The sequence below is a fragment of the Rhizobium sp. L43 genome (assembly GCF_002531725.1).
In the GTDB taxonomy this organism is placed as follows: Bacteria; Pseudomonadota; Alphaproteobacteria; order Rhizobiales; family Rhizobiaceae; genus Rhizobium.
In genome coordinates this window covers 28,504-54,614 of the sequence record NZ_NWSQ01000005.1, presented here as the reverse complement: position 1 = coordinate 54,614, position 26,111 = coordinate 28,504, and the positions used below count along the sequence as shown (strand labels likewise).

The window sequence follows — 26,111 nt, the reverse complement described above, 5'->3', positions numbered from 1 at the left end:
CAAAAAACCTATATACGAGAGTGAAGAAAGCCGGTGATTCGCAAGGCGCGCCGCAGCTTTACGGCAACAGGGAAAATCTCGACAGAATGAGCGATACATCCGCGACGGAAAACGGCGTAAGCACCGAATATGGCGCAGATTCCATCAAGGTTCTGAAGGGCCTCGATGCCGTGCGCAAGCGTCCCGGCATGTATATCGGCGATACCGACGATGGCTCCGGCCTTCATCACATGGTTTATGAAGTCGTCGACAACGCGATCGACGAAGCGCTCGCCGGCCATGCCGACATCGTCACCGTCACCCTCAATCCGGATGGCTCGGTGACCGTCACCGACAACGGCCGCGGCATCCCGACGGACATCCACACCGGCGAAGGCGTGTCGGCGGCCGAAGTCATCATGACCCAGCTCCATGCCGGCGGTAAGTTCGACCAGAATTCCTACAAGGTTTCCGGCGGTCTGCACGGCGTCGGCGTCTCCGTCGTCAACGCGCTGTCCGTCTGGCTGAAGCTGAAGATCCGCCGCCAGGGCAAGATCCATGAAATGAGCTTCACCCACGGCGTGGCCGATGCGCCGCTGAAGGTCACCGGCGATGCGCCGAATGAGACCGGCACGGAAGTGAGCTTCATGCCGAGCACCGACACTTTCACCATGACGGAGTTCGACTACGGCACGCTGGAGCACCGCCTGCGCGAACTCGCCTTCCTGAACTCCGGCGTGCGCATCCTGCTGACCGACAAGCGCCATTCCGATATCAAGCAGGAAGAGCTGCGTTATGACGGCGGCCTCGAGGCTTTCGTCGCTTATCTCGACCGCGCCAAGAAGCCTCTCGTCGACAAGCCGGTCGCCATCCGCGGTGAAAAGGACGGCATCACCGTCGAAGTGGCGATGTGGTGGAACGACAGCTATCATGAGAACGTGCTCTGCTTCACCAACAACATTCCCCAGCGCGACGGCGGCACGCATATGGCCGGCTTCCGCGCGGCGTTGACGCGCCAGGTGGTGTCCTATGCCGACAATTCCGGCATCACCAAAAAGGAAAAAGTGACGCTGCAGGGCGAAGATTGCCGCGAAGGCCTAACGGCGGTGTTGTCGGTCAAGGTGCCCGATCCGAAATTCTCCTCGCAGACCAAGGATAAGCTGGTTTCCTCGGAAGTCCGCCCTGTCGTCGAAAGCCTCGTCAACGAGGCGCTGAACACCTGGTTCGAAGAACATCCGAGCGAAGCCAAGATTCTCGTCGGCAAGGTCGTCGAGGCAGCGGCCGCACGCGAAGCGGCCCGCAAGGCCCGTGAATTGACCCGCCGCAAAGGCGCACTCGATATCGCTTCGCTGCCGGGCAAGCTCGCCGACTGCTCCGAGCGCGACCCGGCAAAATCCGAAGTCTTTCTCGTCGAGGGTGATTCGGCCGGCGGCTCGGCCAAGCAGGGCCGCTCGCGCGAGAACCAGGCGATCCTGCCCCTGCGCGGCAAGATCCTGAACGTCGAACGCGCCCGTTTCGACAAGATGTTGTCGAGCCAGGAAATCGGCACGCTGATCACCGCGCTCGGCACCGGCATCGGCAAGGACGAGTTCAACGTCGAAAAGCTGCGCTACCACAAGATCATCATCATGACGGATGCCGACGTCGACGGCGCCCACATCCGCACCCTGCTGCTCACCTTCTTCTTCCGGCAGATGCCGGAACTGATCGAGCGCGGCCACCTCTACATCGCTCAGCCGCCGCTCTATAAGGTCTCGCGCGGCAAGTCGGTGCAGTATCTGAAGGACGAAAAGGCGCTCGAGGAATATCTCATCAGCCAGGGCCTGGAAGATGCCGCGCTGAAGCTCGGCAGCGGCGAGGTTCGCACCGGCCAGGATCTGCGCGAGGTCATCCTGGATGCGCTGCGCATGCGCGCTTTGCTCGACAATCTTCATTCGCGCTACAATCGTGCCGTCGTCGAACAGGCGGCAATCGCCGGTGCCCTCAATGCCGATCTCGTCAGCGATCAGGCAAGAGCGCAGGCATTGACGACAGAGGTTGCAAGCCGTCTCGACATTATCGCCGAGGAGACCGAGCGCGGCTGGCAGGGCGATCTCACCAGCGATGGCGGCCTGCGCCTCGAACGCATGGTCCGCGGCGTCAGGGAAATCGTCGTGCTCGACATGGCGTTGATCGGCTCTTCGGATGCCCGTCATATCGACCAGCTGACCGCGCGCCTCAAGGAAATCTATCAGACACCACCGTCGCTGCATCGCCGCGAAGGCGATGTCGAGATCTCAGGCCCGCGTGCCTTGCTCGACGCAATCTTTGCCACCGGCCGCAAGGGTCTGACCATGCAGCGATACAAGGGCCTCGGCGAGATGAATGCCGAGCAGCTCTGGGAAACCACGCTCGATCCGAATGTCCGCTCGCTGCTGCAGGTCAAGGTCAACGATGCCACCGACGCCGACGGCCTCTTCGCCCGTCTGATGGGTGACGAAGTCGAACCGCGGCGGGAATTCATCCAGGACAACGCGCTGAGCGTCGCAAATCTCGATATCTGATTGATGTTTCTCCAATAAAAGCCCCGCTGTTCCTCGAACGGCGGGGCTTTTGTTTGCGCGATTGGCTTCGCTCAGTTCGCCACGAAACGGCCGTTGAAGGCGACCTCGGAGAGCGGTTTGCGCTGACTGGGGAATTCGCGCGCCTGATTGCGTTCGGACAGGACACTCTTGTCGGCGATACGGCCGACGGCAACGCCGGCTTCGACCCGGTAGCCCTCGGGAATGGCGAACGTCTTGCTGATTTCCTCGTGTTTGATGCCGCCCATGCCATGGGCATAGAACCCGGAGAGGCGGGCTTGAAGCGCCAAATATCCCCAGGCCGTGCCAGCGTCGAAGGAATGGGTATAGCTCGGCTTTTCCTCGCCGGAACCGGCGATCCCGGTGAAGGCGCGCGACACGATGAAGATCAGCGCTGACGCATTCTTAGCCCACTCCTGATTGGCATCGACGAGCAATGCGACGAATTTCTCCCAATGCTCCGAGCCCTTGAGGGCATAGATGAAGCGCCAGGGCTGTTGATTGGACGAAGACGGCGCCCAATGGGCGGCGTCGAGCAGGCTAAGCAGCTGTGCCTCCTCGATAATTTCGCCGGTGAAGGCGCGCGGTGACCAACGGTCGAGAAACATCGGATCGATCGGATATTGAGATTCGCGGTTATTGCTCTTCGTCATGCTTGCTCCAGGGTTCGGGGCAGAAAATTTGGATTGGGGGCTGGGCTCAGCCCGTCCAGACGATGACGAGTTCCTCGCGGAAGGCGAAGCGCTTCAGGTGATCGTCGATGACACCCTGCATCCTTGCCTGCTGTGCGGGGTCGGCGACAGAAAGTGTCATGGTCAGCGCCGCATCGTCGGCAGTGAACGTCACCTCGGCTGTATCGCTGAACGGCACCCGGCCCTTCACGGGGTCGAAGTCGACGCTGAACTTGTGGCTCCAATGTTTGCAGAGCTGCTGCAGATAGCGGCTCGCATGTTCGGTGCGCACGACGGCCTTGGAGAGGTGCATGTCGAACTCCATCTCATATTTGACTAGAGCATGTCGCGCAAAAGTGTGCAGCGGTTTTGCGATAACGACATGCGTAAAACAAGGACCTAAAGCGCGGCAAGCGAATCTGGGAGATCGCGACGCGCTTTAGAGCCAAGTCATATTTCCTGCTTCGCAGCCTTGGCAAGCGCAGCGTCGTCGCAGTCGGGTGGACGGGCTGTCTCTATAAAGCGGCCTTACGCGCGCGCCGAAGCAGGGTAAGAACCGCTTCAGTCAATCGGTCGGAGAGTTGCGCATGCTGGTGAATGGAAAATGGACGGAAGACTGGCAGCCCGTTCAGGCCAAGGATGAAAAGGGCGGCTTCGTCAGGCAGACATCGAGTTTCCGCAACTGGGTGACCCCGGATGGCAGCGCCGGGCCGACGGGCGAGGGCGGCTTCGAAGCCGGCGCCGGCCGTTACCATCTCTATGTCGCCTATATCTGCCCTTGGGCCTCACGCACCCTGATCGGCCGCAAGCTCAAGGGCCTCGACGACGTCATTTCCGTCTCCGTCGTCGAGCCGCTGCTGAGCAGAGAGGGTTGGCGCTTCGGTGACTATCCCGGCGCGACGCAGGATCACGTCAACAGCCTAACTTATATGCATGAAATCTACACCGCGGCAGCATCCGATTTCACCGGTCGGGCCACCGTACCGGTTCTCTGGGACAAGCAGAGAAAGACCATCGTCAACAATGAATCCGCCGATATCCTGCGCATGCTGAACGGCGGCTTCGGCGACCTCGCAAAAAATCCGATTGATCTTTACCCGGCGGAAAGACGCAGCCAGATCGATGCTTTCAACGACCGCATCTATCCGGCCCTGAACAATGGCGTCTATCGCGCCGGTTTCGCCACAACGCAGCTTGCCTACGAAGAAGCCTTCGCCGATGTCTTTGCCTGCCTCGACTGGGTCGAACCGCAGCTGGAGGATCGGTCCTTTCTCTTCGCCGATCATCCGACGGAAAGCGATATCCGGCTCTTCGTAACCCTTGTGCGCTTCGACGTCGCCTATCACGGCCTCTTCAAATGCAATCTGCGCCGGCTTTCCAACTATGCCAACCTGCGCGCCTTTTGCCGCCGCATGCTGGATTGGCCGGGCATCGCCGAAACGGTAAATCTCGACCACATCAAGCGCGGCTACTACTCGATCGAAAGCCTCAATCCGACAAAGATCGTTCCTGCCGGCCCTGATCTGGCGGAAATTTTTTAAAGCGTGATGCCGCAATGCAGGCGTTTTGCGCCCAAATCCATTCGAATTCACGGAAAGCCGTACCGCTTGGCGGCAAAGGCGTAATGACACCGGTGAATAATTCGTTCATAGGTGGCTGCAAATCCGTTTTCGATGAGGAGGAAATTCCATGAAGCTGATGCGTGTTGGCGAAGCAGGCAATGAAAAACCCGCGCTTCTCGATGCCGATGGCAAGATCCGCGATCTCTCCGGCCATGTCGCCGATATCGGCGGCGAAGCCATCACGCCGGCAGGTCTTGCAAAGATCGCGGCGATTGATCCAAAGAGCCTTCCGGAGCTTGCCCCCGGCCGCATCGGCGCCTGTGTTGTCGGCACCGGCAAATTCATCTGCATCGGCCTCAATTTCTCCGACCATGCCGCCGAAACCGGCGCCACCGTGCCGCCCGAGCCGGTGATCTTCATGAAGGCGACCTCGGCCATCGTTGGTCCGAACGACACCGTGCAGATTCCGCGCGGTTCGGAAAAGACCGATTGGGAAGTCGAACTCGGCGTCGTCATCGGCAAGACCGCGAAATATGTCAGGGAGGCCGAGGCGCTCGACTACGTCGCCGGCTACTGTGTTTCTCACGACGTTTCCGAGCGCGCCTTCCAGACGGAACGCGCCGGTCAGTGGACCAAGGGCAAGTCCTGCGACACCTTCGGCCCGATCGGTCCCTGGCTGGTCACGAAGGACGAGATCGCCGATCCGCAAAACCTCGGCATGTGGCTGAAGGTCAACGGCCAGACGATGCAGAATGGTTCGTCCAAGACCATGGTCTACGGTGTCGCCCACATCGTATCCTATCTCAGCCAGTTCATGTCGCTGCATCCAGGCGACGTGATCTCCACCGGAACGCCGCCCGGCGTCGGCATGGGCATGAAACCGCCACAATATCTCAAGGATGGCGACGTCGTAGAGCTCGGCATCGAAGGTCTCGGCACGCAGAAGCAGAGCTTCGTAGCGGATCGTTAACGACGATTTCTGCTGAGAAACTTAAGTTTTCCAGTCGATAGTGATGCCGGAGGGTCAATTCTCCGGCATTTCTTGTGCGGGTCTGGTTCGTCCATGTTGCTGTGCAACAAAAAACTGTTAGTCTGCGTGACGTGCCCGCGTAACGGAAAGAGTCGATGCCTTTCAATCGGCGTCATCTTTTCGATGGAGAAAGGTGGCGCCTTCCATGTTTTATCAGCTTTATGAATTGAACCATGCCGCCATGGCGCCGTTTCGCGCCGCGGCCGATATTATGCGATTTGCTTATGCCAATCCGCTGAACCCGTTTTCCCATACGCCGTTCGGCCGGACGATAACGGCAAGTCTCGAAATGTTCGAACGCACGACGCGCCGCTATGGCAAGCCGGAATTCGGACTGAAGCAGACGATGATCGGTGATCAGCCGGTGTCCGTCCGCGAAGAGGTCGTCTGGTCGCGACCCTTCTGCAATCTGCTGCATTTCGCCCGCAATGTTCCGGCGGCCCGCGGCAATGACCCGCGCATCCTGATTGTCGCGCCGATGTCCGGCCACTATGCCACGCTGCTGCGCGGCACGGTGGAGGCGCTGCTGCCGAGTGCCGATGTCTACATCACCGACTGGATCGACGCCCGCATGGTGCCGATGACGGAAGGCAGGTTCGATTTCGACGATTACGTCGACTATGTCATCGAGATGCTGCATTTCCTCGGTCAGGACACGCATGTCATCGCCGTCTGTCAGCCCTCGGTTCCGGTGCTGGCGGCCGCCGCGGTGATGGAGGAAGCCAATGATCCGCTGTCACCGTCGTCGATGACGCTGATGGGCGGTCCGATCGACACGCGCATCAATCCGACGGCGGTCAACAAGCTCGCTCAGGAGCGCTCGCTGCAGTGGTTCTCCGACAATGTCATCATGAACGTGCCCTGGCCGCAGCCGGGCTTCATGCGCCCTGTCTATCCGGGTTTCCTACAGCTTTCGGGCTTCATGTCGATGAATCTCGATCGCCATGTCGTCGCCCACAAGGAATTCTTCATGCATCTCGTGAAGAACGACGGCGAACCGGAAAAACATCGCGATTTCTACGACGAGTATCTTGCCGTCATGGATCTGACCGCCGAATTCTACCTGCAGACGGTCGAGCAGGTCTTCATCAAGCATGCGCTGCCGAAGGGCGAGTTGATGCATCGCGGCAAACGCGTCGATCCGGCAGCGATCCGCAAGGTGGCGCTGCTGACCGTCGAGGGTGAGAATGACGACATCTCCGGCGTCGGCCAGACAAAGGCGGCGCAGACCATCTGCGTGAACATTCCTGAAGATATGCGCATGCACTATCTTCAGCCGGATGTCGGCCATTATGGTGTTTTCAACGGTTCGCGGTTCCGCCGCGAGATCGCGCCGCGCATCATCAATTTTGTCCGAGAACATTCCCGTTCCGCCGTCAAGCCGCCGGTGCCGCGCGTCATCAAGGGCGGTCGCACCGCCTGATTAGAGGTGGCTGAATTAGCAGAACGGATTCAAGGATTTGTCCGATTTCGCGGGCAATCGTCTTGAAGGCCGTTGTTGTGGTTACCACATCGATTTCAGCGTTCGGTATTCTGCCGGGCGCGGAAAGCGAGGGATACCCGCACGATGAACCAGTCAGCATTGCTTCGACCGGATTGGACTCCGGCTACCATTGCCCTGATGATTCTCGGCTTCATGGTTTTCTGGCCTCTGGGTCTTGCCATGCTTGCCTACATCATCTTCGGCGACCGTCTGCGCGGCTTCAAGCGTGACGTCAATGAGGCGACCGATGGCTTCTTTGCCTCCTGCCGCCGTTCGACCGGCCGTCACCGCCCGCACTTCTCGACCGGCAACGTCGCCTTCGACGACTGGCGCAAGGCCGAGATCGACCGGATCGAGGAAGAGCGCCGCAAGCTCGACGAAATGCGCGAGGAATTCGATGCTTACATGCGCGAACTTCGCCGCGCCAAGGACCAGGAAGAGTTCGATCGCTTCATGCGTGACCGCAGGAACGCCAAGCGTGACGACAATGGCCCGGTCGCTGAATACCAGACGCCGTGATGGCCTGAACGCTGAAAATGACCGGCATCTTCCGATGCCGGTTTTTCTATGTCCGTTCCCCCGGCGAATCGGATAGAAAACACCGATGTTCTCGCTTCTGAAAACAAGGCCGAAAGCCCGCAAACCGGCTCCGCCCGAAACGCGGACGCTTGACGTCGCCGGCCGGCTGATGCCGCTGACAATCAAGCAGCACGACCGGGCGACGCGCATCACCTTGCGCATCGAGCCGGGCGGCCGGGCCTTGAAGATGACGGTGCCGAAAGGTCTTGCGGCGCGCGAGGTCAATGCATTTCTCGATCGCCACCAAGGCTGGCTGCTGACCAAACTTGCCAAGTTTTCGACCGATGCCGGCCTGCGCGACGGCGGCGAAATTCTCTTTCGCGGCGTTTCCCATCGGATCCAGCATACCGGCAGCTTGCGCGGCCTGACGGAGGCGGTTTTGATAGACGGCAGGCCGGTGCTGCGCGTCAGCGGCATGCCGGAACATGTCGGACGGCGCATTGCGGCCTTTCTCAAGAAAGAGGCGCGCGCCGACCTCGCAAGACTGGCGACGATGCATGCCGGAACGATCCGGGCGCCGATCCGCTCGATCTCGATGAAGGATACCCGCAGCCGCTGGGGCTCATGCTCGTCGGAGGGAAATCTGAGCTTTTCCTGGCGCATCGTCATGGCGCCGCCCTCGGTGATCGATTATCTCGCCGCCCACGAAGTTGCCCATCTCAAGGAAATGAACCACGGTCCGCACTTCTGGGCGCTTTGCCGGAAGCTTTGCCCCGGTATGGAAGAGGCAAAGTCCTGGCTGAAGCGGCATGGCAACCAGCTCCATGCCATCGATTTCGACTAGAGCGCCGCGCGTCCAATGGACGCGCTGACGACGCTCCATCATTTCAAGTCATAGGCAAGCCGAAAGCCGCGCTAAATACAGCTTTCCATGCAAATTGGCTCGACTCTTGCCGCATTTCGTGTCACTTCGCTGCCATGAAACCGGATATCAAGATCTGTGGCTTGAAGACGCCTGAAGCTGTCGATCGCGCGCTGAAACGCGGCGCGACCCACATCGGTTTTATCTTTTTCGAAAAGAGCCCGCGCTACATCGAGCCGGACCTGGCGGGTAAACTTGCCGAACCCGCGCGCGGCAAGGCGAAGATCGTCGCCGTCGTCGTCGATCCGACCAATGACGAATTGGATGAGATCGTCTCGCTGTTGAAGCCCGATATTCTGCAGCTCCACGGCAATGAGAGCCCCGAACATGTACTGACCATAAAGGCGCTCTATGGTCTGCCTGTCATGAAGGTTTTTTCGGTGCGCACGGCCGATGATTTGAAGCGCGTAGAGGCCTATATCGGTATCGCCGATCGCTTCCTCTTCGATGCAAAAGCGCCGAAGGGCTCCGAACTGCCGGGCGGCAACGGTATTTCTTTCGATTGGAGCCTCCTCGGCTGGCTTGACGGCAGCATCGACTACATGCTTTCCGGCGGGCTGAACAAGGACAATGTCGCGGATGCGCTTGTGAACACCAAGGCACGTGGTATCGACGTCTCCTCGGGAGTCGAAAGCGCGCCTGGCGTGAAGAGCGTCGCAATGATCGATGAATTTTTCGATGCGGTCGAAGAGGCGGATGCGCCTGTCGTGGCCTCAGGGAGTTGAGAGTGAACGAAACGCCTAAACCGAATTCCTTCCGTTCCGGCCCCGATGAAGACGGCCGTTTCGGCATCTATGGCGGTCGTTTCGTTGCCGAAACATTGATGCCTTTGATTCTCGATCTTCAGGACGAGTGGAACAAGGCGAAGAACGATCCGGCATTCCAGGCCGAATTGAAGCATCTCGGCGCCCATTATATCGGTCGCCCGAGCCCACTCTATTTCGCCGAACGGCTGACGGCCGAACTCGGCGGCGCGAAGATCTATTTCAAGCGCGAGGAGCTGAATCACACCGGCTCGCACAAGATCAACAACTGTATCGGCCAGATCCTTCTTGCCAAGCGCATGGGCAAGACCCGCATCATCGCCGAAACCGGCGCCGGCCAGCATGGCGTTGCCTCCGCCACCGTTGCCGCCCGCTTCGGCCTTCCCTGCGTCGTCTATATGGGCGCCACCGACGTCGAGCGTCAGGCGCCGAATGTTTTCCGCATGAAGCTGCTCGGCGCCGAAGTCAAACCGGTGACCGCCGGCAGCGGTACGCTGAAGGACGCCATGAACGAGGCGCTTCGTGACTGGGTCACCAATGTCGAGGATACCTATTACCTCATCGGCACGGCGGCCGGCCCGCATCCCTATCCGGAGATGGTCCGCGATTTCCAATCGGTGATCGGTACCGAAGCGAAACAGCAGATGCTGGCGGCCGAGGGCCGTCTGCCGGATCTGGTCATCGCTGCCGTCGGCGGTGGTTCGAACGCGATCGGCATTTTCCATCCTTTCCTTGATGATCCCACCGTCAAGATCGTCGGCGTCGAAGCTGGCGGCAAGGGCCTGCAGGGCGACGAACATTGCGCTTCGATCACCGCCGGCTCGCCGGGCGTGCTGCACGGCAACCGCACCTATCTGCTGCAGGATGGCGACGGCCAGATCAAGGAAGGCCATTCGATTTCGGCCGGCCTCGATTATCCCGGCATCGGCCCCGAACATTCCTGGCTGAACGATACCGGCCGCGTCGACTATGTGCCGATCATGGATCACGAAGCGCTCGAGGCGTTCCAGACCCTGACCCGCCTCGAAGGCATCATCCCGGCGCTCGAGCCCTCGCACGCGATTGCCGAGGTGATCAAGCGCGCGCCGAAGATGGGCAAGGACGAGATCATCCTGATGAACCTCTCCGGCCGCGGCGACAAGGATATCTTCACCGTCGGCAAGATTCTGGGAATGGGACTGTAAGACATGACCGCACGCATGGACAAACGCTTTGCCGAGCTGAAGGCCGAGGGCCGTCCGGCGCTTGTGACCTATTTCATGGGCGGCGATCCTGATTACGATACCTCGCTCGGCATCATGAAAGCGCTGCCGGAGGCGGGGTCCGACATTATTGAGCTCGGCATGCCCTTTTCCGATCCGATGGCCGACGGCCCGGCGATCCAGCTCGCCGGTCAGCGCGCGTTGAAAGGCGGCCAGACGCTGAAGAAGACGCTGCAGCTGGCAGCCGATTTCCGCCAAACCAACGATGCGACGCCGATCGTGATGATGGGCTACTATAACCCGATCTATATTTATGGCGTGGAGAAGTTCCTCGACGACGCGATTGCGGCCGGCATCGACGGCCTGATCGTTGTCGACCTGCCACCCGAGATGGATGATGAACTCTGCATCCCGGCGATCCGCAAGGGCATTAATTTCATCCGCCTGGCGACACCGACGACGGATGAGAAGCGCCTGCCGACGGTTTTGAAGAACACCTCCGGTTTCGTCTATTACGTCTCCATGAACGGCATCACCGGTTCGGCGCTGCCGGATCCGTCGCTGGTCTCGGGCGCGGTCGAACGCATCAAGCAGCATACCAAACTGCCCGTCTGCGTCGGATTCGGCGTCAAGACGGCGGAACATGCAAAGGTCATCGGCGCTTCGGCCGACGGCGTCGTCGTCGGCACCGCGATCGTCAATCAGGTCGCGACCAGTTTGACGGCTGACGGCAAGGCAACGGCGGACACCGTTCAGGCGGTCGCAACGCTGGTGCGCTGCCTTTCCTCGGGAACCCGTTCGGCACGCCTTGTTGCTGCCGAATAGTTTGCCCACATTGGCGTCAAAGCATGTCGCGCAAAAGTGTGCAGCGGTTTTGCCAGGCAAAGCGTGAAACGCTTTTGCCGAGACATGCGGGAAACAAAGACCTAAAGCGTGGCAACCGATCTGAAAGATCGTGACGTGCTTTAGTCAATCAGGAGTATTCGAGTTGAACTGGATCACCAACTACGTTCGCCCGCGGATCAATTCCATGCTGGGCCGTCGCGAAGTGCCGGAGAACCTCTGGATCAAGTGCCCGGAAACCGGCGAGATGGTCTTCCATAAGGACCTGGAAGGTAACAAATGGGTCATTCCGGCCTCCGGTTATCACATGAAGATGCCGGCGAAGGCTCGCCTGACCGATCTATTCGACAATGGCGAGTTCGAATCGCTGCCGCAGCCGAAGGTCGCCCAGGACCCGCTGAAGTTCCGCGATTCGAAGAAATACAGCGATCGCCTGCGCGACAGCCGCCTGAAGACCGAACAGGAAGATACGATCCTCGCCGGGCTCGGAAAGGTGCAGGGTCTGAAGCTCGTGGCGGTCGTGCATGAATTCAACTTCATCGGCGGTTCGCTCGGCATGGCCGCCGGCGAGGCGATCGTCAAGGCTTTCGAACGTGCGACCTCCGAAAAGTGCCCGCTGGTGATGTTCCCGGCTTCCGGCGGTGCGCGCATGCAGGAAGGCATCCTGTCGCTGATGCAGCTGCCGCGCACGACCGTTGCCGTCGACTTGCTCAAGGAATCCGGCCAGCCCTATATCGTCGTGCTGACCAACCCGACGACGGGCGGCGTCACCGCCTCCTATGCCATGCTCGGCGATATTCATCTGGCCGAACCGGGTGCCGAAATCGGCTTTGCCGGCAAGCGGGTGATCGAGCAGACGCTGCGTGAAAAACTGCCTGAGGGCTTCCAGACCTCCGAATATCTGCTGGAGCATGGTATGGTCGACATGGTCGTCAAACGGCACGACATTCCGGAAACGCTGGCGCGTCTCCTGAAGATCCTGACGAAGAAGCCGGTTTCGGCGGCGAATGACATCAATAGCGGCGCGATCGCTCTGGCGGCGAGCGCCTGATAACCGACAAGCAGGCGGGGTGCCGAATTGATACCCAGGGGCCAAACCGCAGTGAGTGAGGCAGCACAGGAGATCGACAAGCTCATGGGATTGCATCCCAAGGGCTTCGACCTGTCTCTCGATCGCATCACCCGTCTTCTCGATCAACTCGGCAACCCGCACAGGAGGTTGCCGCCGGTGATCCACGTCGCCGGCACCAACGGCAAGGGGTCGGTCACCGCCTTCTGCCGCGCTCTGCTCGAAGCCGGCGGCTACAGCGCTCACGTCCATACCTCACCGCATCTCGTCAATTGGCACGAGCGTTATCGCATCGGTGTGGTGGGCGGGCGCGGGCAGCTTGTCGATGATGCCGTCTTTGCCGAGGCGCTGCGTCGTGTGGCAGAGGCCAATGCCGGACAGCATATTACCGTCTTCGAAATCCTGACGGCGGTCACCTTCATCCTGTTTTCCGAACATCCGGCCGATGCCGCGATCATCGAAGTCGGCCTCGGCGGCCGGTTCGACGCCACGAATGTCATTTCCGATCCGGCCGTCTCGGTGATCATGCCGATCTCGCTGGATCACCAGCCCTATCTCGGCGACAGGGTCGAGCTGATCGCCGCCGAAAAGGCCGGCATCATGAAGCCGGGATTTCCCGTCGTCATCGGCCATCAGGAATATGATGCGGCACTCGACGTCCTGATGTCGACGGCCGAACGGCTGCATTGCCCGAGCGCCGTCTTCGGGCAGGATTTCATGGCGCACGAGGAATATGGCCGGCTCGTCTACCAGGACGAATTCGGCCTTGCCGACCTGCCGCTGCCACGCCTTCCCGGCCGCCATCAATATGCCAATGCCGCCGCCGCCATCCGAGCCGTCAAGGCGGCGGGTTTCACCGTCACCGAGACGATGATGGAAAAGGCGATGAGTTCCGTGGAGTGGCCGGGCCGGTTGCAGCGTCTGAGCGAAGGCCGGCTGTTGGCGCATGCGCCCGCCGGCGCCGAAATCTGGATCGATGGCGGGCATAATCCCGGTGCCGGCGAGGTGATCGCCGAAGCCATGGCCAATTTCGAGGAACGACAGCCGCGGCCGCTGTTCCTGATCATCGGCATGATCAACACCAAGGATCCGGTCGGCTATTTCAAGGCTTTTGCCGGTCTGGTCGAGAAGGTTTTCTGCGTGCCGATCCGTGGCAGCGAAGCGATGATCGACCCGGTGATATTGTCGAATGCCGCCTATGATGCCGGCCTCGTTGCCGAACCGATGTCGACGGTCGGCGATGCGCTGGAAGCGATCAAAGCCGTGCTCGATCCGGAGGCATTGCCGCCGCGCATCCTCATCGGCGGCTCGCTCTATCTCGTCGGCGATGTGCTGTCCGACAACGGCACGCCCCCGAAATAAGGGCTGCGAAATAAAGGCTGCAAAATGAAAAAGCCCGGTCGAAGCCGGGCTTTTTCATCAATGCTGATATGATCAGCGCGATATCAATCAGGCAGCGTTCGAAATCCAGTTCGACAGAGCGGTCTTCGGCTTGGCGCCGACCGAGATATCGGCAACTTCGCCGCCCTTGAAGATCGCAAGCGTCGGGATGGAACGGACGCCGAACTGTGCGGCGAGTTCCGGGTTCTCATCGATATTCAGCTTGGCGACCTTGACCTTGCCTTCCAGCTCGATAGCGATTTCTTCGAGGCTCGGAGCAATCATCTTGCACGGGCCGCACCATTCAGCCCAGAAATCGACGACGACGGGTTCTGCGGATTCCAGAACTTCCGACTGGAAGTTATTGATATCGACTTTCACGGTAGCCATGGGCTGCTCCTTTACCGGAATTGGGTGTTGAACCACATGTGATGGTGCGGTGCCGAATTTTCAATGTCCGGTATTTCACTTTGTCTTGACTGCTGCAAGCGCCAAACCGAGCACCGTTTCGCTCAGCGTATAGAGCGAGGCATTTTCCGTATAGACAAGCATGCAGTCGATCCGCTTGTCGGGATAGAGCGGCGCCAGGATCTCGCGGTAGATCGCCAGCTGCGCCCGGTGCGCGAAGGGGATCGCCTCCTCCGTTGCCGGCGGCACCCGGTTGGTCTTGTAGTCGAGAATGACGACGCGGTCGGCAAGGACGGCAAGCCGGTCGATGCGGCCGGAAACGGCATAGCGCCGGCCTTCGAGCGTCAAGGTTCCCATGATCGAGACTTCGGGCTGGGCCTGCGCCCCGAGCACGGCCTGCAGGCCCTCTTCGTCCAATAGTTTCAGAACCGAATCGACAAGTTTGCGCCGTTCGGCTTCCGGCCAGAACCGAGCCGCCCGCTCGGCATAGCGGCGCGCCGCATCGGGCCGTTCGCCAGATGGAATTTCGGGAAGCGCCTGCAGCATGCGGTGGATCAGCCTGCCCTTTTCCAATGAACGATCGCTGCGCTCCTTTTCGGTAAACAACGGTGAGACCACGAGCAGGCCGCCTTCGTCCTCGTCGATGATCGTCCCGGCGCCGGAAGGGCTGAGCGGCCGGGGCAGCTCTGCCTGCGGCGGCAATGGCCGCAACAGACCGTCCGGCAGGATCTCCTCGCTGTCGCGCTGCTCGCTGCGGTCGGTACGCTCGAAGCTCCGTTCCACCCGTGGCACGCGCCATTCGATACCCGGCCATTCGCCGTCGGGACCGGAGAAAGTGGTCGCCTCCACATGCGGATGGTCGTCGCTGAGGGCCGCCGAAATCATCATATGCCAGGTGTCGTTATTCAGCCGCACGCCGCGATAGCCGCAGACAACAAGCCGGTCGGCGGCGCGCGTCATGGCGACATAGAGCAATCGGCGGTATTCCTCCTCCGCCAGGATCTGGATCCGCGCCGCATCATCCTGCGTCAGCGAATTGGAAAGATCGGAGACTGGAACCCAGACGGGCATCGGCGGCTCATCGGCGTCTGTTTCGATCAGGCGAAGCTTCGGCAAGTGGGTATGGGTGAAGGCCTTCGAACCGCCGTCGACCAGGAAAACGATCGGTGCTTCCAGGCCCTTGGAGGCATGCACCGTCATGATCCGCACTTCGTTGCGCCCCTTGTCCTGCTCGCGCTTCACCACCGGCGCTTCGAGCTCCAGCGTCGAGATGAAGGATTGCAGCCCGGGAAGGCCGGAACTCTCGTGATCGAGGGTGAAGGTCAGGAATTCGTCGAGGATATCGCTGACCTCGGTGCCGAGCCGGGCCAGGAATTGCCGCCGCCCGCCATGGCTGCCCAGCACACGTGCAAAGAAATCATGAACCGACAGGCTCCTGGATTGCCGAAGGAACAGCTCCAGCTTCTCCACGGCAGCGCTGAAACGCTGGGTGCCGTCGGCGGCGAAGCTCTTGAGATGGCTCCAGACGCTCTGATTGTCGCCGCGCAGGCCGGCGATCGCAAAGATGTCGTCCTCGGAGAGATCGAAAAGCGGGCTCTTCAGCACGGCGGCGAGCGAAAGATCGTCTTCCGGCAGCAGCAGGAAACGGCCGAGCGCCAGCAGATCCTGCACGGCGATATGGCTGGTCAGCACCAGCCTGTCGGCGCCGGCGACCGGAATGTCGCCGCGGCGCTTCAACGCCCGCGTCAGCGCATTGACGAAGGCGTCGCGCTTGCGCACCAGCACCAGGATGTCGCCGGCTTCGATCAGGCGTTCCCTGCCTTTGTCGACGATCGTCTCGCGCCCGACGAGCGTGCCGATCGAATGGGCGATCCGTCGTGCCAGGATTGCCGCCGGCGCGCTTTCCGGCGTCGCATCGAAGGGCGCCGTCCAGTCCTCCTCCTTCACCACCGCTTCCGGTGCGACCATGTCCCAGAGATCGACGGCGCCGGGATGTCCGATGCGGCTGGAGCGATGCACGACCGGTTCGCCGACAGCGCTGAGACCGCGTGCATTGTCCGATGTGCTGAAGATCTGGTCGACGGCTTCGAGCACGTCGGCGGTCGAGCGGAAGGAGAGCGGCAGCCGGACGGAGGAAAAGCTCTGGCCGCTGTCGGAGACACGCCGCCGGGTTCGGTCGCTCTCCTCGGAAAAACGCTCGGGCCGGGCGCCTTGGAAGGAATAGATTGACTGCTTCTCGTCGCCGACGGCAAACAGCGTGCGCACGATCGGCCGGGCGCTTTCGCCGGAGAAGAAATCCTCGGCGAGCGACTGGATGACGCTCCACTGGATCGGGCTGGTATCCTGCGCCTCGTCGACGAGGATATGGTCGATGCCGCGATCGAGCTTGTAGTGGATCCAGGGGCCGACGCCGCTTTTCGTCAAAAGGTCGGCGGTACGGGTGATCAGATCCTCGAAATCGAGCTGGCTGCGCTGCTTCTTCAGCTCCTCATAGTCGCGGTTCAGCCGGTCGGCGAGCACGAGTGCCGCATGTGTCGCGCCATACATCCGCATCAGTTTCAGCCGGTCGCGGCTGGCGGCGACATGCGCCCGGGCAGTGGCAATAGCGTCCGCCAGCTGCGGGGCCTCGGCAAGCATGGCCTTGACCAAGAATTGCGAATCCGCCTTCGGCTCGCCCTTCGCGGTCAGGAAGATTTTCTCGAGAAATTGCGCGCGCCTTGCGTCATCGCGTTCGCGCCCGGCAAGCCTGAGGCCGTAGGCAACCTCCTGCGCCTTGGCGCCGCCCTTCTGGTCGGAAAGCGAGAGATAGAGCTCCAGCATGCCGCCCGAAAGCGCCGGTAATGGCCAATATTGCGCCGCGATCCGGCTTTCCGTGTCGCCGGCGGCAAGGCCGAGCCTTTCGCGCAGGACCGTCTCCACGCCGCCCTGCTGTTCGGCCGTTGCGGTGAAACGACGGATGGCGTTGCGGTTGGCGACGATGTCGCCGAGCAGGTTCTCCAGTCCGGATTCGTCGCCGAGATCGAGCACATAGGCGAATGCCTCGGCAAGGGCGCTGTCTTTCTCCGGCGCGGTTGCGGTCAGCAGCGCCCGGCGCGCATCGGAAAGCAACGCCACCGCCGCGCGGTCGTCGAGAACCGAGAAATGGCCGGCGACATTGGCCTCCAGCGGGAACTGATGCAGCAGTGCTTCGCAAAAGGCATGGATCGTCTGGATCTTCAAGCCGCCGGGCGTCTCCAGCGCCTTGGCAAACAGCCGCCGGGCCTCGGCAAGCTTCAATCGATCGGGAGCCGTCCCCTCGATCTGGGTGATCCGCCGGCTCAGGTCGTCATCATCGAGCACCACCCAGTCCGCCAGCCGTTCGAAGACACGGTTCGACATTTCGGAGGCCGCAGCCTTGGTATAGGTGAGGCATAGAATGGCGGAAGGCCGCGCCCCTGATAGCAGCAGGCGGATGACGCGCTGGGTCAGCACATGCGTCTTGCCGGAACCGGCATTGGCCGAGACCCATGCCGAACGCTCGGGATCGGAGGCAATCGCCTGCTGGATCGTCGTCCAGCCGATCCAGGCGCCCGGATCGGCGTCGGTGGGCAGCGCGGTCACATCACTCATCGCCGCCGCCCTCTTCGGTTTCGGCCGTCGACCATTCGGAGACGCGGGCGAGATGATCGTAGTCGCCGCCGAAATCGAATTGCTGCGCCGGGATCAGCCGCGAGGTGAAGCCTTTCTCACCGGACTGCAGCAATCCCACGAACTTGACCAGCTGATCGATCGATTCCTCGGCGAGATCCATTGCCGATTTCGCCTTGTCGCTGCGCGCCGAGCTCTCATTGTTGACGGTATCGATCTGGAAGCGGCTTCCCGGCCGCAGACGCACATAAAGCAGGTCCTGCGGCACGAGGCTGCCGGCATCGCGGAAGGCGCCAGCACGCAAGGCCGCCGCTTCGAGTGCAAGCTGCGGATCGAGAAGCACGCGTGCCTGCGCCGGCGAGGGGTTGTAACCGGTCTTGTAGTCGATGACGTCGGCAGCGTTCGGTCCGGTGACGTCGATCCGGTCTGCGACACCGGTGAGCCGGATATTGATCGGCTCCAGCTCCATGCCGCCCCGCACTTCGGTCAGTGTTTTGCGGATGCCCGGCCGCCGTCCGGCTTCCCATTCGAGGAAGGCGCGGGCCACGGCGCGAAAGCGCGGCCGCCACACAGCATCGATATGCGGCGGCAGCTTCTCCGTGTCGAAAAGTTCGGAAAGGATGCGCTCCATCGCCGCTGCCGCATCCGGCGTGCCGGCGATATGGGCCTCGCGGATGAACCGGTCGATGATCTTGTGATAGAGCGTTCCGCGTTCGGCCGCACCCGGATCGCGGTTGAACGCGTCGACGGGATCGAGCCGCAGGACACGACGGGCATAGATGGCATAGGGGTCGCGGCGCAGCCGGCCGACTTCGCTGAAGGAATAGGATTTCGGCTGCAGGGCCAGCGGCGGCTTCGGCGAGGGTCGCTGCGCCGGCGCTTGGGCCTCTCCGCGATCGATGAGACCGGCCCACTGCAGGAACCGGTTGCCGCGTCCCTTCAATTCCGCTTCGAACGCCTCGCCGCCGAGCGCCAGCAGCCGCTGCAGCCAGCGTGAGGCGACGGTCGGCGTCGAACCCTGGCGCAGCGCGCGGGAATAGATCAGATGACGCGTGCCGTTCGCCATCTCGAAATCATGCGCCAGCTGGCCGATGCGCCGTTCCGGCGGTTCGAGGCCGATTTCCGTCTTCATCATGCGCGGAATGAAAGGATTGTTGGCGGTCTGCCCTGGCCAGGTGCCCTCGTTGAGGCCGCCGAGGATCAGGGTATCGACGCTCTGCAGGCGCGCTTCCAGCGTACCGAAGATGAAGAGGCGGGGATGGCTGAGCGCCCGCGGCTTTACCGCATGACCGGCGGCAAGGGCCGCCATAATATCGATCCATTGCGGCCCGTCGGCCTCCATCTGGCCATCCGTGTCGATCACTTCGCCGAGCAGGGCGGCGAGCGCATCTCCCGCTTCGCCTGACCAGAGATCGGCGAGATTGCCGCGCGGATCGGCCGCCACGGCTTCCAGCGAACGACCGGTGCGCTCCGCCCATTCGGACAATGTGAAGCTTACCGTTCTTCCGCGATCCTCCGGCCGGTGCCGCATCAGCGCCGAAGCCAGCGGCTCGGTCGCTCGTGTGACCCGCCGGGCAAGGTCGTATGCGGCCTCGGCCGCATCTGATGAAAGCGCCTTTCGCCATTGCGGCGCGTGTCTGTCCAGCGCCTGTTCGGCAAGTTGGTGGGTCAGCAGCGGCTCCAGCGTGCTGATATCCACCTCGGTCACGCCGCCGCGCAGTGCCAGCAGTTCGAGCGCCTCGGTCGCCGAAATCAATGCGTGGCGTTCGAGGCCGAAGCGGGCGAGCGGATGTTTGAGCAGCGAGACGATCGCCACCGGATCGCCCGGCCGCAACGCTGCCTCCAGCAGCAACTGCAGCAGCGTGCCCTGCGGCGTGGCCGCAAGCGGTGTGCCGGCCGAATCGTCGGCGAGGATCCCGAAGCGGGACAGCTCGGCCATCACCCGCCGGGCGAGATTGCGGTCCGGCGTGATGAGGGCTGCCCGGCTGTCGCCGTCCTGTCCCGGCTTCTCCAAGGCAAGCCGGAGCGCGATGGCGATCGCCGTTGCTTCCTCGCGCTCATTGGCGGCTTCAATCAGCGACACATCGGCGAAGGCTGAAGACAGGGCGCCCTCGGGGAGGTCACCCTTCCATGCCCCCCAATCGCTGGTCGCCTCCGAGGGGGTGAGGGCCCGAGACAGGATTTCGGCGCGCCGGTCAAGATCGGCTTCCGGTCCGCCGAGGAGCGTCACGTCGGCACGCGTCAGCTTCAGCCGCTTGAGCAGCGACGACAGGCCATATTGCGGATGGCTGCGGCTTGCGGGATTGGCATGTTGGCCGGGTGCCGGTTCCGGCGCCACCATCTGCCAGTGTTTCTCAGGCATGGAGAGATCGAGGCCCGGCAGCACGATCACCCCTTCGGGCAGATTGGCGACGGCGGCGATGAGATCGGCGGTGGCGGGAACGGAACCTGTCGAACCGGCGATGATGATCGGACCTGCGGGTTGCGTCGCCGAAAGCCGGCCCGCTTCGGCCCGGAGAATGGCGTTTCTGTGCCGCGCCGGCGAGGATTTACCGAGTTCGGAAAGCCGCTCCGGCCAGAAGGCGCTGGCGATCTGCAGGAACTCCGCCGTCAGTTGCCACCAGGCGGCATAGTCGCCGGTGTCGAGTTTCGACAGCTCCGACCAATCGAGATCCTCGGTTTCGATCGAATCGATCAGCTCCGCCAGGTTGCGGGCGAGCCAGATCGCATCCGCCGGGCTTGCCGGTGCGACGAGCGGCGAGTCCGAATGAATGTGGCGGACGATCTCCGGCAGCTTGTTTCGCCAGGCAAGGATGAGGCGCGCAAGCTCCAGCAGACGGGCGGTGTTCGACAGCGGCTGGGCGAGATCGATCGTTGCCGGCAGCGCTTCATCGAAATAGCCGCTGTCGTCGTCGGTTTCGCCGAGCGGGCGGATGACCGGCAGGATCGCCGAACGGCCGCCGAGCAGGTCGACGAATTCCGAGCGCAGCACACGCACGGCGCGCCGGGTCGGCAGATAGATCGTCACCGTGGAAAGCGATAGCGGATCATCGGCCTCATGCCGGAAAAGCGGCGTCAATCGGCCGTCGCAAAGTGTCGTCGCCAGCGTTTTCAGGAAGGAGAGGCCCGCCGGGATCGTTAGGATGCGTGGCTGGTGCCGCTCCGCCATGGCTCACGCGAACGCCCGCAGCCGTCGGATCGTTTGCTCCGCCTCGCCGATCGCCTCCGGCGTTCCCACCGTCAGCCAGTGGCCTTCGAGCACCATGCCGAACAGTCGCCCGCGCGCGATTGCCTTGTCGAAATAGATATTGAGGTTGAAGGCATCCTTCGGCGCATCGTCAAGCAGTGACGGCTTCATGACGATCGCTCCGGCATAGACGACGGGATTGGAGGGATCGTCGCGATACCGCGTCAGCCGGCCATCGGCCGCCATGCCGAAATCATTCCGTCCGTTGTGACCCGTCGTATCTTCAATCCTCACGCAAAGCAGCGCCATATCCATGCGCTCGGCATCGAAGAATCCGTCTAAACGCTGCAGGTTCGTCGGCCGTCCCGGTTGTTCGCCGATCCAGAAGAGATCGGCATTCATGACGAAGATGTTGCCGCGGGTCAGCAGCGTCAGCCCCTTGGCCAGGCCGCCGCCGGAATTCATCAGCGCCTCCCGCTCATCGGAAATGGCGATGTCGAGGCCTTGATAATTCCCGAGATGATCGAGCATCTGGTCGGCATGGTGGTGAACATTGACGACGGCGCGTTCGACGCCGGCCGCCACCAGCGAATCCAGCGCGTAGTCGATCATCGGCTTGCCGTCGATTTTCACCAGCGGCTTCGGGATCGTGTCGGTGATCGGGCGCATGCGGGTTCCGAGACCCGCGGCCAGTACCATGGCTTGTCTGATCGTCATTCTGATCCGGAACTTATGATTCGCTTTGGCCTATTCCAGCCCTTGCGCACCAATCGCGCAAGGGGGCAAGCGCTTCGTGCTCGAGTGCGACCCTGAGATAGGTGAGCGTGCGCGGCATGTGTTTGAGATAGCCGGGCTTGCCGTCGCGCTGCAACAACCGCACCCAGAGGCCGGCGAGCTTGCAGTTGCGCTGCGCCGACATGATCGCCCAGGCCTTCATGAATCCGGCTTCGTCGAAGCCGCCCTGCGCGCGGCGAAGGCTGAGATAATCGTCCATCAGCTGCCGGAAGAGGTCCGGTTCGATCGTCGCGCGCGCATCCTGCACGATGGAAGCAAGGTCATAGGCGGTCGGGCCGATCATGGCGTCCTGGAAGTCGATGATGCCGATCCTGCCGATACCGATTTCATGTTCGCGCCAGATGATATTGGGCGAATGGAAGTCGCGCAGCAGGAGGTTCGTTTCAGCCGATTGCAGCTCGTCGATCAAGTGGTCCCAGATCGCCAGATACTCCTTGCGCTCGCCATCGGTGGGGGCCGTGCCGCGCTTCCAGGCAATATGCCAATCGAGCACAAGCTGCACTTCCATCTTCATCGCCGTGCGATCGAAGTCCGGAATGTGATGCGTATGCGTCGGAGAAACCGGGATATCCTGCGGAATCTGCATGGAATGAAGATGGGCGAGGCAGGCGACGCTTTGCCGGTAACGTTCGGCAATTGGTTGCCCGTCGTCATCGAGCACGCCTTCGGTGCCGAGATCTTCGATCAGCAGAATGCCCTTGATATAATCGACCTTGTAGATCTCCGGCGTCGCAAACCCCCGTTCACGCAACGCATCGGCGATCGCGACGAAAGGATAGGCGTCCTGTGCCAGATGCGCGACCTTGGGATAGGGCTTGCCGTCATAGACCGGCGGTCCCTCGGGATGCGGGCGCCAATCCATCAGTATTTTTCGTTGAGCAGCGTTCGGATAGATCGCTTCGTAGGCGCGCAGCGAAGCATCGCCGGTCAGGAAGCGGCGTTTGACATCGGGATAGCCGGCGTCGTCGAGGAAGGTGCGGATCGCCAGGACCCTGTGGATGCGCGCGGCCTGCGGGTCTGAGGCTTTGATCATTGCCCGCCGGCCGCTGCCTTCGTGGTGCAATGTCAGTGCAACGCGCTCGGCCGGCAGTTCGCCCTCAGCCATCTCAGGCCATTCGACGAGACAGATGCCGTTCTCCAGGGCCTCGTCGAAGCCGAGTTCCGTCAATTCGTCGGGATTGCCGAGCCGGTAGAGATCGAAATGCGAGACGGGGATACGCAGATCGTAGGATTGCACCAGCGTGAAGGTCGGGCTCGGGACCTCGAGCCCCTCGTCATCGGCGATGGCGCGCAGGATTGCCCGTGCGAGCGAGGATTTGCCCGCGCCGAGATCGCCGGAAAGGGCGAGACAGTCACCGGCCTTCAGGGCCAGCGCCAGGTCTTCGCCGAGTCGAATGGTGGCCGCCTCGTCTTTCAGGAAAAGCGAGATCGTATCACTGGTCGTCATTCGGCGGCCGCGGTATGCGGGACGTTGACCGAGGGGATACGGCAGACGACGGTGGTTCCCCTGCCTGGCTCGCTGTCGATCGTCACGTCACCATGATGCAGGCTGACGAAGCTGTCGACGATCGACAGGCCGAGGCCGGCGCCGCCGCGCTTGCCGCTTTTCGCCCCCGTCGCAAAACGGTCGAAGACGGTGGCGATCATGTCAGGCGAGATGCCGGGGCCGCGGTCGCTGACGGCGAAGACGAAATCCGTGCCTTCGCGGCGGCATTCGAGCGAGATCGAGCTGCCCTCGGGCGAGAAATTCGCGGCGTTGGAAAGCAGCTTCAGCAGGATCTGTTTCAGCCGCTGCGGATCGGCGACGATCGAGCCGAGATAGGCCGGGGCGGTGATTTCAAGCGCTACGCCGCTTTCGTGCAGGCGATCGGCGATCTGCATCGAGACGTCGTCGAGCAGATCGTTGAGATCGATATCCGCATAATTCAAGCGCATGATGCCGGCATCGACGGTCGCAAGGTCGAGAATATCGTTGACGAGCGTCAGCAGAACCGAGGATGAGGTCGAGATGTGGTCGATATATTCGGACTGCCGCTCGTTCAGCGGCCCGACGCCCTGGGTGCGCAGCAGATCGGTAAAGCCGATGATATTGGTCAGCGGCGAGCGCAGTTCATAGGAAACGTGCTGGACGAAATCGTTCTTCAGCTCGTCGGCCTTGCGCAGCGCTTCGTTCTTCTCGGTCAGCGCCCGCTCGGCGCGTACACTGTCCGTCATGTTGACGAAGGTCAGCATGGTCTGGGCGTTCGGCAGCGGGATGACGGCATAGTCGAGCACGAGACCGGAAAAGAGTTCCAGCGTCCCTTGGCCCGAGCGGCGTTCGTCGTCGAAACTGGTGATCAGTTCGGCGAAGGTCTTCCAGCCGTCCGGCCGGTCGTAGGACGGCGAGCAGGCTTCGCCCAATGCGCGGATATGGGTGCCGGGTTTGGCTTCCGTTTCCGTGATCCCCCAGAGCGCGCGGAAGGCCGGGTTCGACAGACGGATGCGTCCGTCGGGGCCGAACACCGCCACACCTTCGGACAAATGGTCGATCGTTTCGCCTTGCACCTTGACCAGCGTGTTGTAGCGCGTTTCGAGATCGACCTGTTCGGTCAGATTTTCGAACACCCAGGTGGCGCCGCCCTGCGGATGGGCGGTCGCAAAGACGCGTAGCGTCTGGCCGTTCGGCAAGTGCCAGAGATCGGATTGCGTGTCGAGCGCGCGATAGACGGAAAGGGCCGCTTCCTTCCAGCTTTTCCAGTTGAGCTGGTCCGGCAGCTTCTTGGCCGCCCGCAGCCGCTCGAGCAACTCGCTATTGTCGGGCCGGCCTTCGAGGAAGGCGATATCCAGTTCCCAGAGCGCGACGAAGGCCTGGTTGTAGAATTGCAGGCGGCGGTCGCCGTCGAAGATGGCGACGGGCGTGGCGAGATGGTCGAGCGTTTCGGCATGGCTCTTCAGCGTCCGTTCCAGCTCGGCGCGCACAGCCTCTATGTCGGACACATCGATGGCGATGCCGGCCGAGCCGCCGGGAAGCCTGACGTCGACGACATCGAAGAATGTGCGGTTGCCGTGTACGACCGTCGAGATCGTGTCGTGGAAGGGTGATTCCGGCGTCGTCGTCGCGCGAATCCGTTCGCGCGCCACGGTCGTCAGCATCTCGCGGCCTTCATTGATCGCCTGCTGTGGCGATCGCGCTTCGACCGCCTCGCCGTAAGCCTGGTTGACCCAGGTGAGGCGACCCGCCGGGTCGCGCTGCCAGGCCGGCATGTCGATCGCGTCTAGCATGGTCTGGAAGGCCGAGATCGAAGTCATCAGCCGGTCCCGCTCGATCCTGATTTCTGCGAGCTCGGCGCGCAGATTGTTGAGCGCCACGAAACGGACGAAGGCGCGCCCGCCGGAAACCCGGCCCTGCGCCTCGAGGATTTCGTCGCGGATGGTTTCGACCACCATGTCGAAGCTCTGCGCTTCGTCGCGCAGCCGGTCGATCGCCTTTTCCAGATCGGCGGCCGAGCGTGACTTCAGCCAGAGGCCGAAGGCGAGGAATTCGCCGTCTTGCGGCGCGCCGGTTTCGGGCGGAAGCTGGCCGAGCAGTTCCGGGCGCGCAGTACCGTCCCAGATGACGATCCGTCGGTTCTTGTCGGCGATCAGCGCCTGGTATTGCGAAATGCGCTGCTGGGCATCGGAAAGTGCCGAGCGGATTTCCCGGCTCTCGTTTTCCAGATTGCCGCGCTGACGCACCAGCCACAATGTCGAAAGCAGTGCTGCCGATATGACGCCGATGACGACGGAAGCGCCGACGACCTGCGAGGAGGTGAAGAGGTGAGCCGAGGCCGCCGCCTGCTGCTCGCCCTGTGCCAGAACCGGCCGCGCCAGCGCGGCAAGCGCCGTGCCGGCCGCGCAGGCTTTCAGAAAGCGCGCCAATGATCCATGCTCTTGCTTTGCGGCCTCGTGTGCCGTTGCAGATTTGTGTTCTTGACGTGCCATGCTCAGGCGGCGACCGGCGCGAGCGCCATCATCCGCCTGACCGGGCAGGCTGTTTTTCATTTCCGACATCCGCGGTATGTCTCCGTCCTTCAATGTGCCGCATTACGACAAGACATCCCATTTTCGAGACGGTCGGACGGGGTCCGGTG

At 61.9% G+C, this 26,111-nt stretch carries 19 protein-coding genes; 11 read left to right on the top strand and 8 right to left on the bottom strand.

From position 1 onward, the window contains the following. The first annotated feature begins 86 nt into the window (after window positions 1-86). Window positions 87-2,522 carry a DNA topoisomerase (ATP-hydrolyzing) subunit B gene (gene gyrB, locus CO667_RS07330; RefSeq protein WP_097618084.1) on the top strand — a complete coding sequence of 812 codons (2,436 nt, stop codon included), beginning with the start codon at window positions 87-89 and terminating at the stop codon, window positions 2,520-2,522. A 71-nt stretch (window positions 2,523-2,593) separates the two neighbouring features. On the opposite strand, the gene CO667_RS07325 is transcribed toward gyrB, so the two are convergent. Beyond that, entirely contained in the window at window positions 2,594-3,193 is a 600-nt protein-coding gene (locus tag CO667_RS07325) for a nitroreductase family protein (protein ID WP_097617764.1), read from the bottom strand. 46 nt (window positions 3,194-3,239) lie between these two features. Continuing rightward, window positions 3,240-3,524 carry a DUF2218 domain-containing protein gene (locus CO667_RS07320; RefSeq protein ID WP_097618083.1) on the bottom strand — a complete coding sequence of 95 codons (285 nt, stop codon included), beginning with the start codon at window positions 3,522-3,524 and terminating at the stop codon, window positions 3,240-3,242. Between the two features lie 274 nt (window positions 3,525-3,798). On the opposite strand from CO667_RS07320, the gene CO667_RS07315 reads away from it, so the two are divergent. From CO667_RS07315 to CO667_RS07270, 10 genes are all read left to right on the top strand, one after another. Continuing rightward, the gene (locus CO667_RS07315; RefSeq protein WP_097617763.1) at window positions 3,799-4,752 is read left to right on the top strand and encodes a glutathione S-transferase family protein; all 954 of its coding nucleotides are present in this window, start codon (window positions 3,799-3,801) and stop codon (window positions 4,750-4,752) included. Window positions 4,753-4,900: 148 nt separating this feature from the next. Continuing rightward, a complete protein-coding gene (locus CO667_RS07310; RefSeq protein WP_097617762.1) occupies window positions 4,901-5,743 on the top strand; it encodes a fumarylacetoacetate hydrolase family protein in 843 nt (280 codons plus the stop codon). 205 nt (window positions 5,744-5,948) lie between these two features. After that, on the top strand, window positions 5,949-7,226 hold the full coding sequence (gene phaZ / locus CO667_RS07305) for a polyhydroxyalkanoate depolymerase (protein ID WP_097617761.1): 1,278 nt from the start codon (window positions 5,949-5,951) through the stop codon (window positions 7,224-7,226). 144 nt (window positions 7,227-7,370) lie between these two features. Continuing rightward, window positions 7,371-7,805, top strand: a complete 435-nt coding sequence (locus CO667_RS07300) for a DUF2852 domain-containing protein (RefSeq protein WP_097617760.1) — start codon at window positions 7,371-7,373, stop codon at window positions 7,803-7,805. A gap of 85 nt (window positions 7,806-7,890) precedes the next feature. Beyond that, the gene (locus CO667_RS07295) at window positions 7,891-8,649 is read left to right on the top strand and encodes a SprT family zinc-dependent metalloprotease (RefSeq protein ID WP_097617759.1); all 759 of its coding nucleotides are present in this window, start codon (window positions 7,891-7,893) and stop codon (window positions 8,647-8,649) included. 134 nt (window positions 8,650-8,783) lie between these two features. Further along, window positions 8,784-9,452, top strand: coding sequence for a phosphoribosylanthranilate isomerase (locus tag CO667_RS07290; RefSeq protein WP_097617758.1), 669 nt, complete (start codon window positions 8,784-8,786; stop codon window positions 9,450-9,452). A 2-nt stretch (window positions 9,453-9,454) separates the two neighbouring features. Beyond that, entirely contained in the window at window positions 9,455-10,675 is a 1,221-nt protein-coding gene (gene trpB, locus CO667_RS07285; RefSeq protein WP_097617757.1) for a tryptophan synthase subunit beta, read from the top strand. A 3-nt stretch (window positions 10,676-10,678) separates the two neighbouring features. After that, entirely contained in the window at window positions 10,679-11,518 is an 840-nt protein-coding gene (gene trpA, locus CO667_RS07280; RefSeq protein WP_097617756.1) for a tryptophan synthase subunit alpha, read from the top strand. 163 nt (window positions 11,519-11,681) lie between these two features. After that, complete coding sequence (accD, locus tag CO667_RS07275; RefSeq protein WP_097617755.1) at window positions 11,682-12,587, top strand: acetyl-CoA carboxylase, carboxyltransferase subunit beta; 906 nt, start codon at window positions 11,682-11,684, stop codon at window positions 12,585-12,587. Window positions 12,588-12,614: 27 nt separating this feature from the next. Then, entirely contained in the window at window positions 12,615-13,967 is a 1,353-nt protein-coding gene (locus tag CO667_RS07270) for a folylpolyglutamate synthase/dihydrofolate synthase family protein (protein ID WP_179874086.1), read from the top strand. 87 nt (window positions 13,968-14,054) lie between these two features. Here CO667_RS07270 and trxA read toward each other — a convergent pair whose 3' ends face one another. From trxA to CO667_RS07240, 6 genes are all read right to left on the bottom strand, one after another. Beyond that, on the bottom strand, window positions 14,055-14,375 hold the full coding sequence (gene trxA, locus CO667_RS07265) for a thioredoxin (RefSeq protein WP_097617753.1): 321 nt from the start codon (window positions 14,373-14,375) through the stop codon (window positions 14,055-14,057). A 75-nt stretch (window positions 14,376-14,450) separates the two neighbouring features. Beyond that, window positions 14,451-18,002: a double-strand break repair helicase AddA gene (addA, locus tag CO667_RS07260; protein ID WP_097617752.1), complete on the bottom strand. Its 3,552-nt coding sequence runs from the start codon at window positions 18,000-18,002 to the stop codon at window positions 14,451-14,453. After that, window positions 17,995-21,189, bottom strand: a complete 3,195-nt coding sequence (gene addB, locus CO667_RS07255; protein WP_097617751.1) for a double-strand break repair protein AddB — start codon at window positions 21,187-21,189, stop codon at window positions 17,995-17,997. Before addB ends, addA begins: the two co-directional genes overlap by 8 nt. Window positions 21,190-21,192: 3 nt before the next feature. Next, window positions 21,193-21,924, bottom strand: coding sequence for a nucleotidyltransferase family protein (locus CO667_RS07250; protein ID WP_097617750.1), 732 nt, complete (start codon window positions 21,922-21,924; stop codon window positions 21,193-21,195). 13 nt (window positions 21,925-21,937) lie between these two features. Next, window positions 21,938-23,449 (bottom strand): tRNA (adenosine(37)-N6)-threonylcarbamoyltransferase complex ATPase subunit type 1 TsaE, encoded by a 1,512-nt coding sequence (gene tsaE, locus CO667_RS07245; RefSeq protein ID WP_097617749.1) that lies wholly within the window; start codon window positions 23,447-23,449, stop codon window positions 21,938-21,940. Beyond that, on the bottom strand, window positions 23,446-26,031 hold the full coding sequence (locus CO667_RS07240) for a PAS domain-containing sensor histidine kinase (RefSeq protein ID WP_097617748.1): 2,586 nt from the start codon (window positions 26,029-26,031) through the stop codon (window positions 23,446-23,448). Before CO667_RS07240 ends, tsaE begins: the two co-directional genes overlap by 4 nt. Between the last annotated feature and the right edge of the window lie 80 nt (window positions 26,032-26,111).

Coding starts and splice junctions, on each gene's coding strand:
- CO667_RS07290 (WP_097617758.1), top strand. CDS start 8,784: ATGAAACCGGATATCAAGATCTGTGGCTTGAAGACGCCTGAAGCTGTC.
- tsaE (WP_097617749.1), bottom strand. CDS start 23,449: ATGACGACCAGTGATACGATCTCGCTTTTCCTGAAAGACGAGGCGGCC.
- CO667_RS07315 (WP_097617763.1), top strand. CDS start 3,799: ATGCTGGTGAATGGAAAATGGACGGAAGACTGGCAGCCCGTTCAGGCC.
- addB (WP_097617751.1), bottom strand. CDS start 21,189: ATGGCGGAGCGGCACCAGCCACGCATCCTAACGATCCCGGCGGGCCTC.
- CO667_RS07295 (WP_097617759.1), top strand. CDS start 7,891: ATGTTCTCGCTTCTGAAAACAAGGCCGAAAGCCCGCAAACCGGCTCCG.
- CO667_RS07310 (WP_097617762.1), top strand. CDS start 4,901: ATGAAGCTGATGCGTGTTGGCGAAGCAGGCAATGAAAAACCCGCGCTT.
- CO667_RS07320 (WP_097618083.1), bottom strand. CDS start 3,524: ATGCACCTCTCCAAGGCCGTCGTGCGCACCGAACATGCGAGCCGCTAT.
- CO667_RS07300 (WP_097617760.1), top strand. CDS start 7,371: ATGAACCAGTCAGCATTGCTTCGACCGGATTGGACTCCGGCTACCATT.
- CO667_RS07325 (WP_097617764.1), bottom strand. CDS start 3,193: ATGACGAAGAGCAATAACCGCGAATCTCAATATCCGATCGATCCGATG.
- gyrB (WP_097618084.1), top strand. CDS start 87: ATGAGCGATACATCCGCGACGGAAAACGGCGTAAGCACCGAATATGGC.
- trxA (WP_097617753.1), bottom strand. CDS start 14,375: ATGGCTACCGTGAAAGTCGATATCAATAACTTCCAGTCGGAAGTTCTG.
- trpA (WP_097617756.1), top strand. CDS start 10,679: ATGACCGCACGCATGGACAAACGCTTTGCCGAGCTGAAGGCCGAGGGC.
- CO667_RS07240 (WP_097617748.1), bottom strand. CDS start 26,031: ATGTCGGAAATGAAAAACAGCCTGCCCGGTCAGGCGGATGATGGCGCT.
- phaZ (WP_097617761.1), top strand. CDS start 5,949: ATGTTTTATCAGCTTTATGAATTGAACCATGCCGCCATGGCGCCGTTT.
- addA (WP_097617752.1), bottom strand. CDS start 18,002: ATGAGTGATGTGACCGCGCTGCCCACCGACGCCGATCCGGGCGCCTGG.
- CO667_RS07250 (WP_097617750.1), bottom strand. CDS start 21,924: ATGACGATCAGACAAGCCATGGTACTGGCCGCGGGTCTCGGAACCCGC.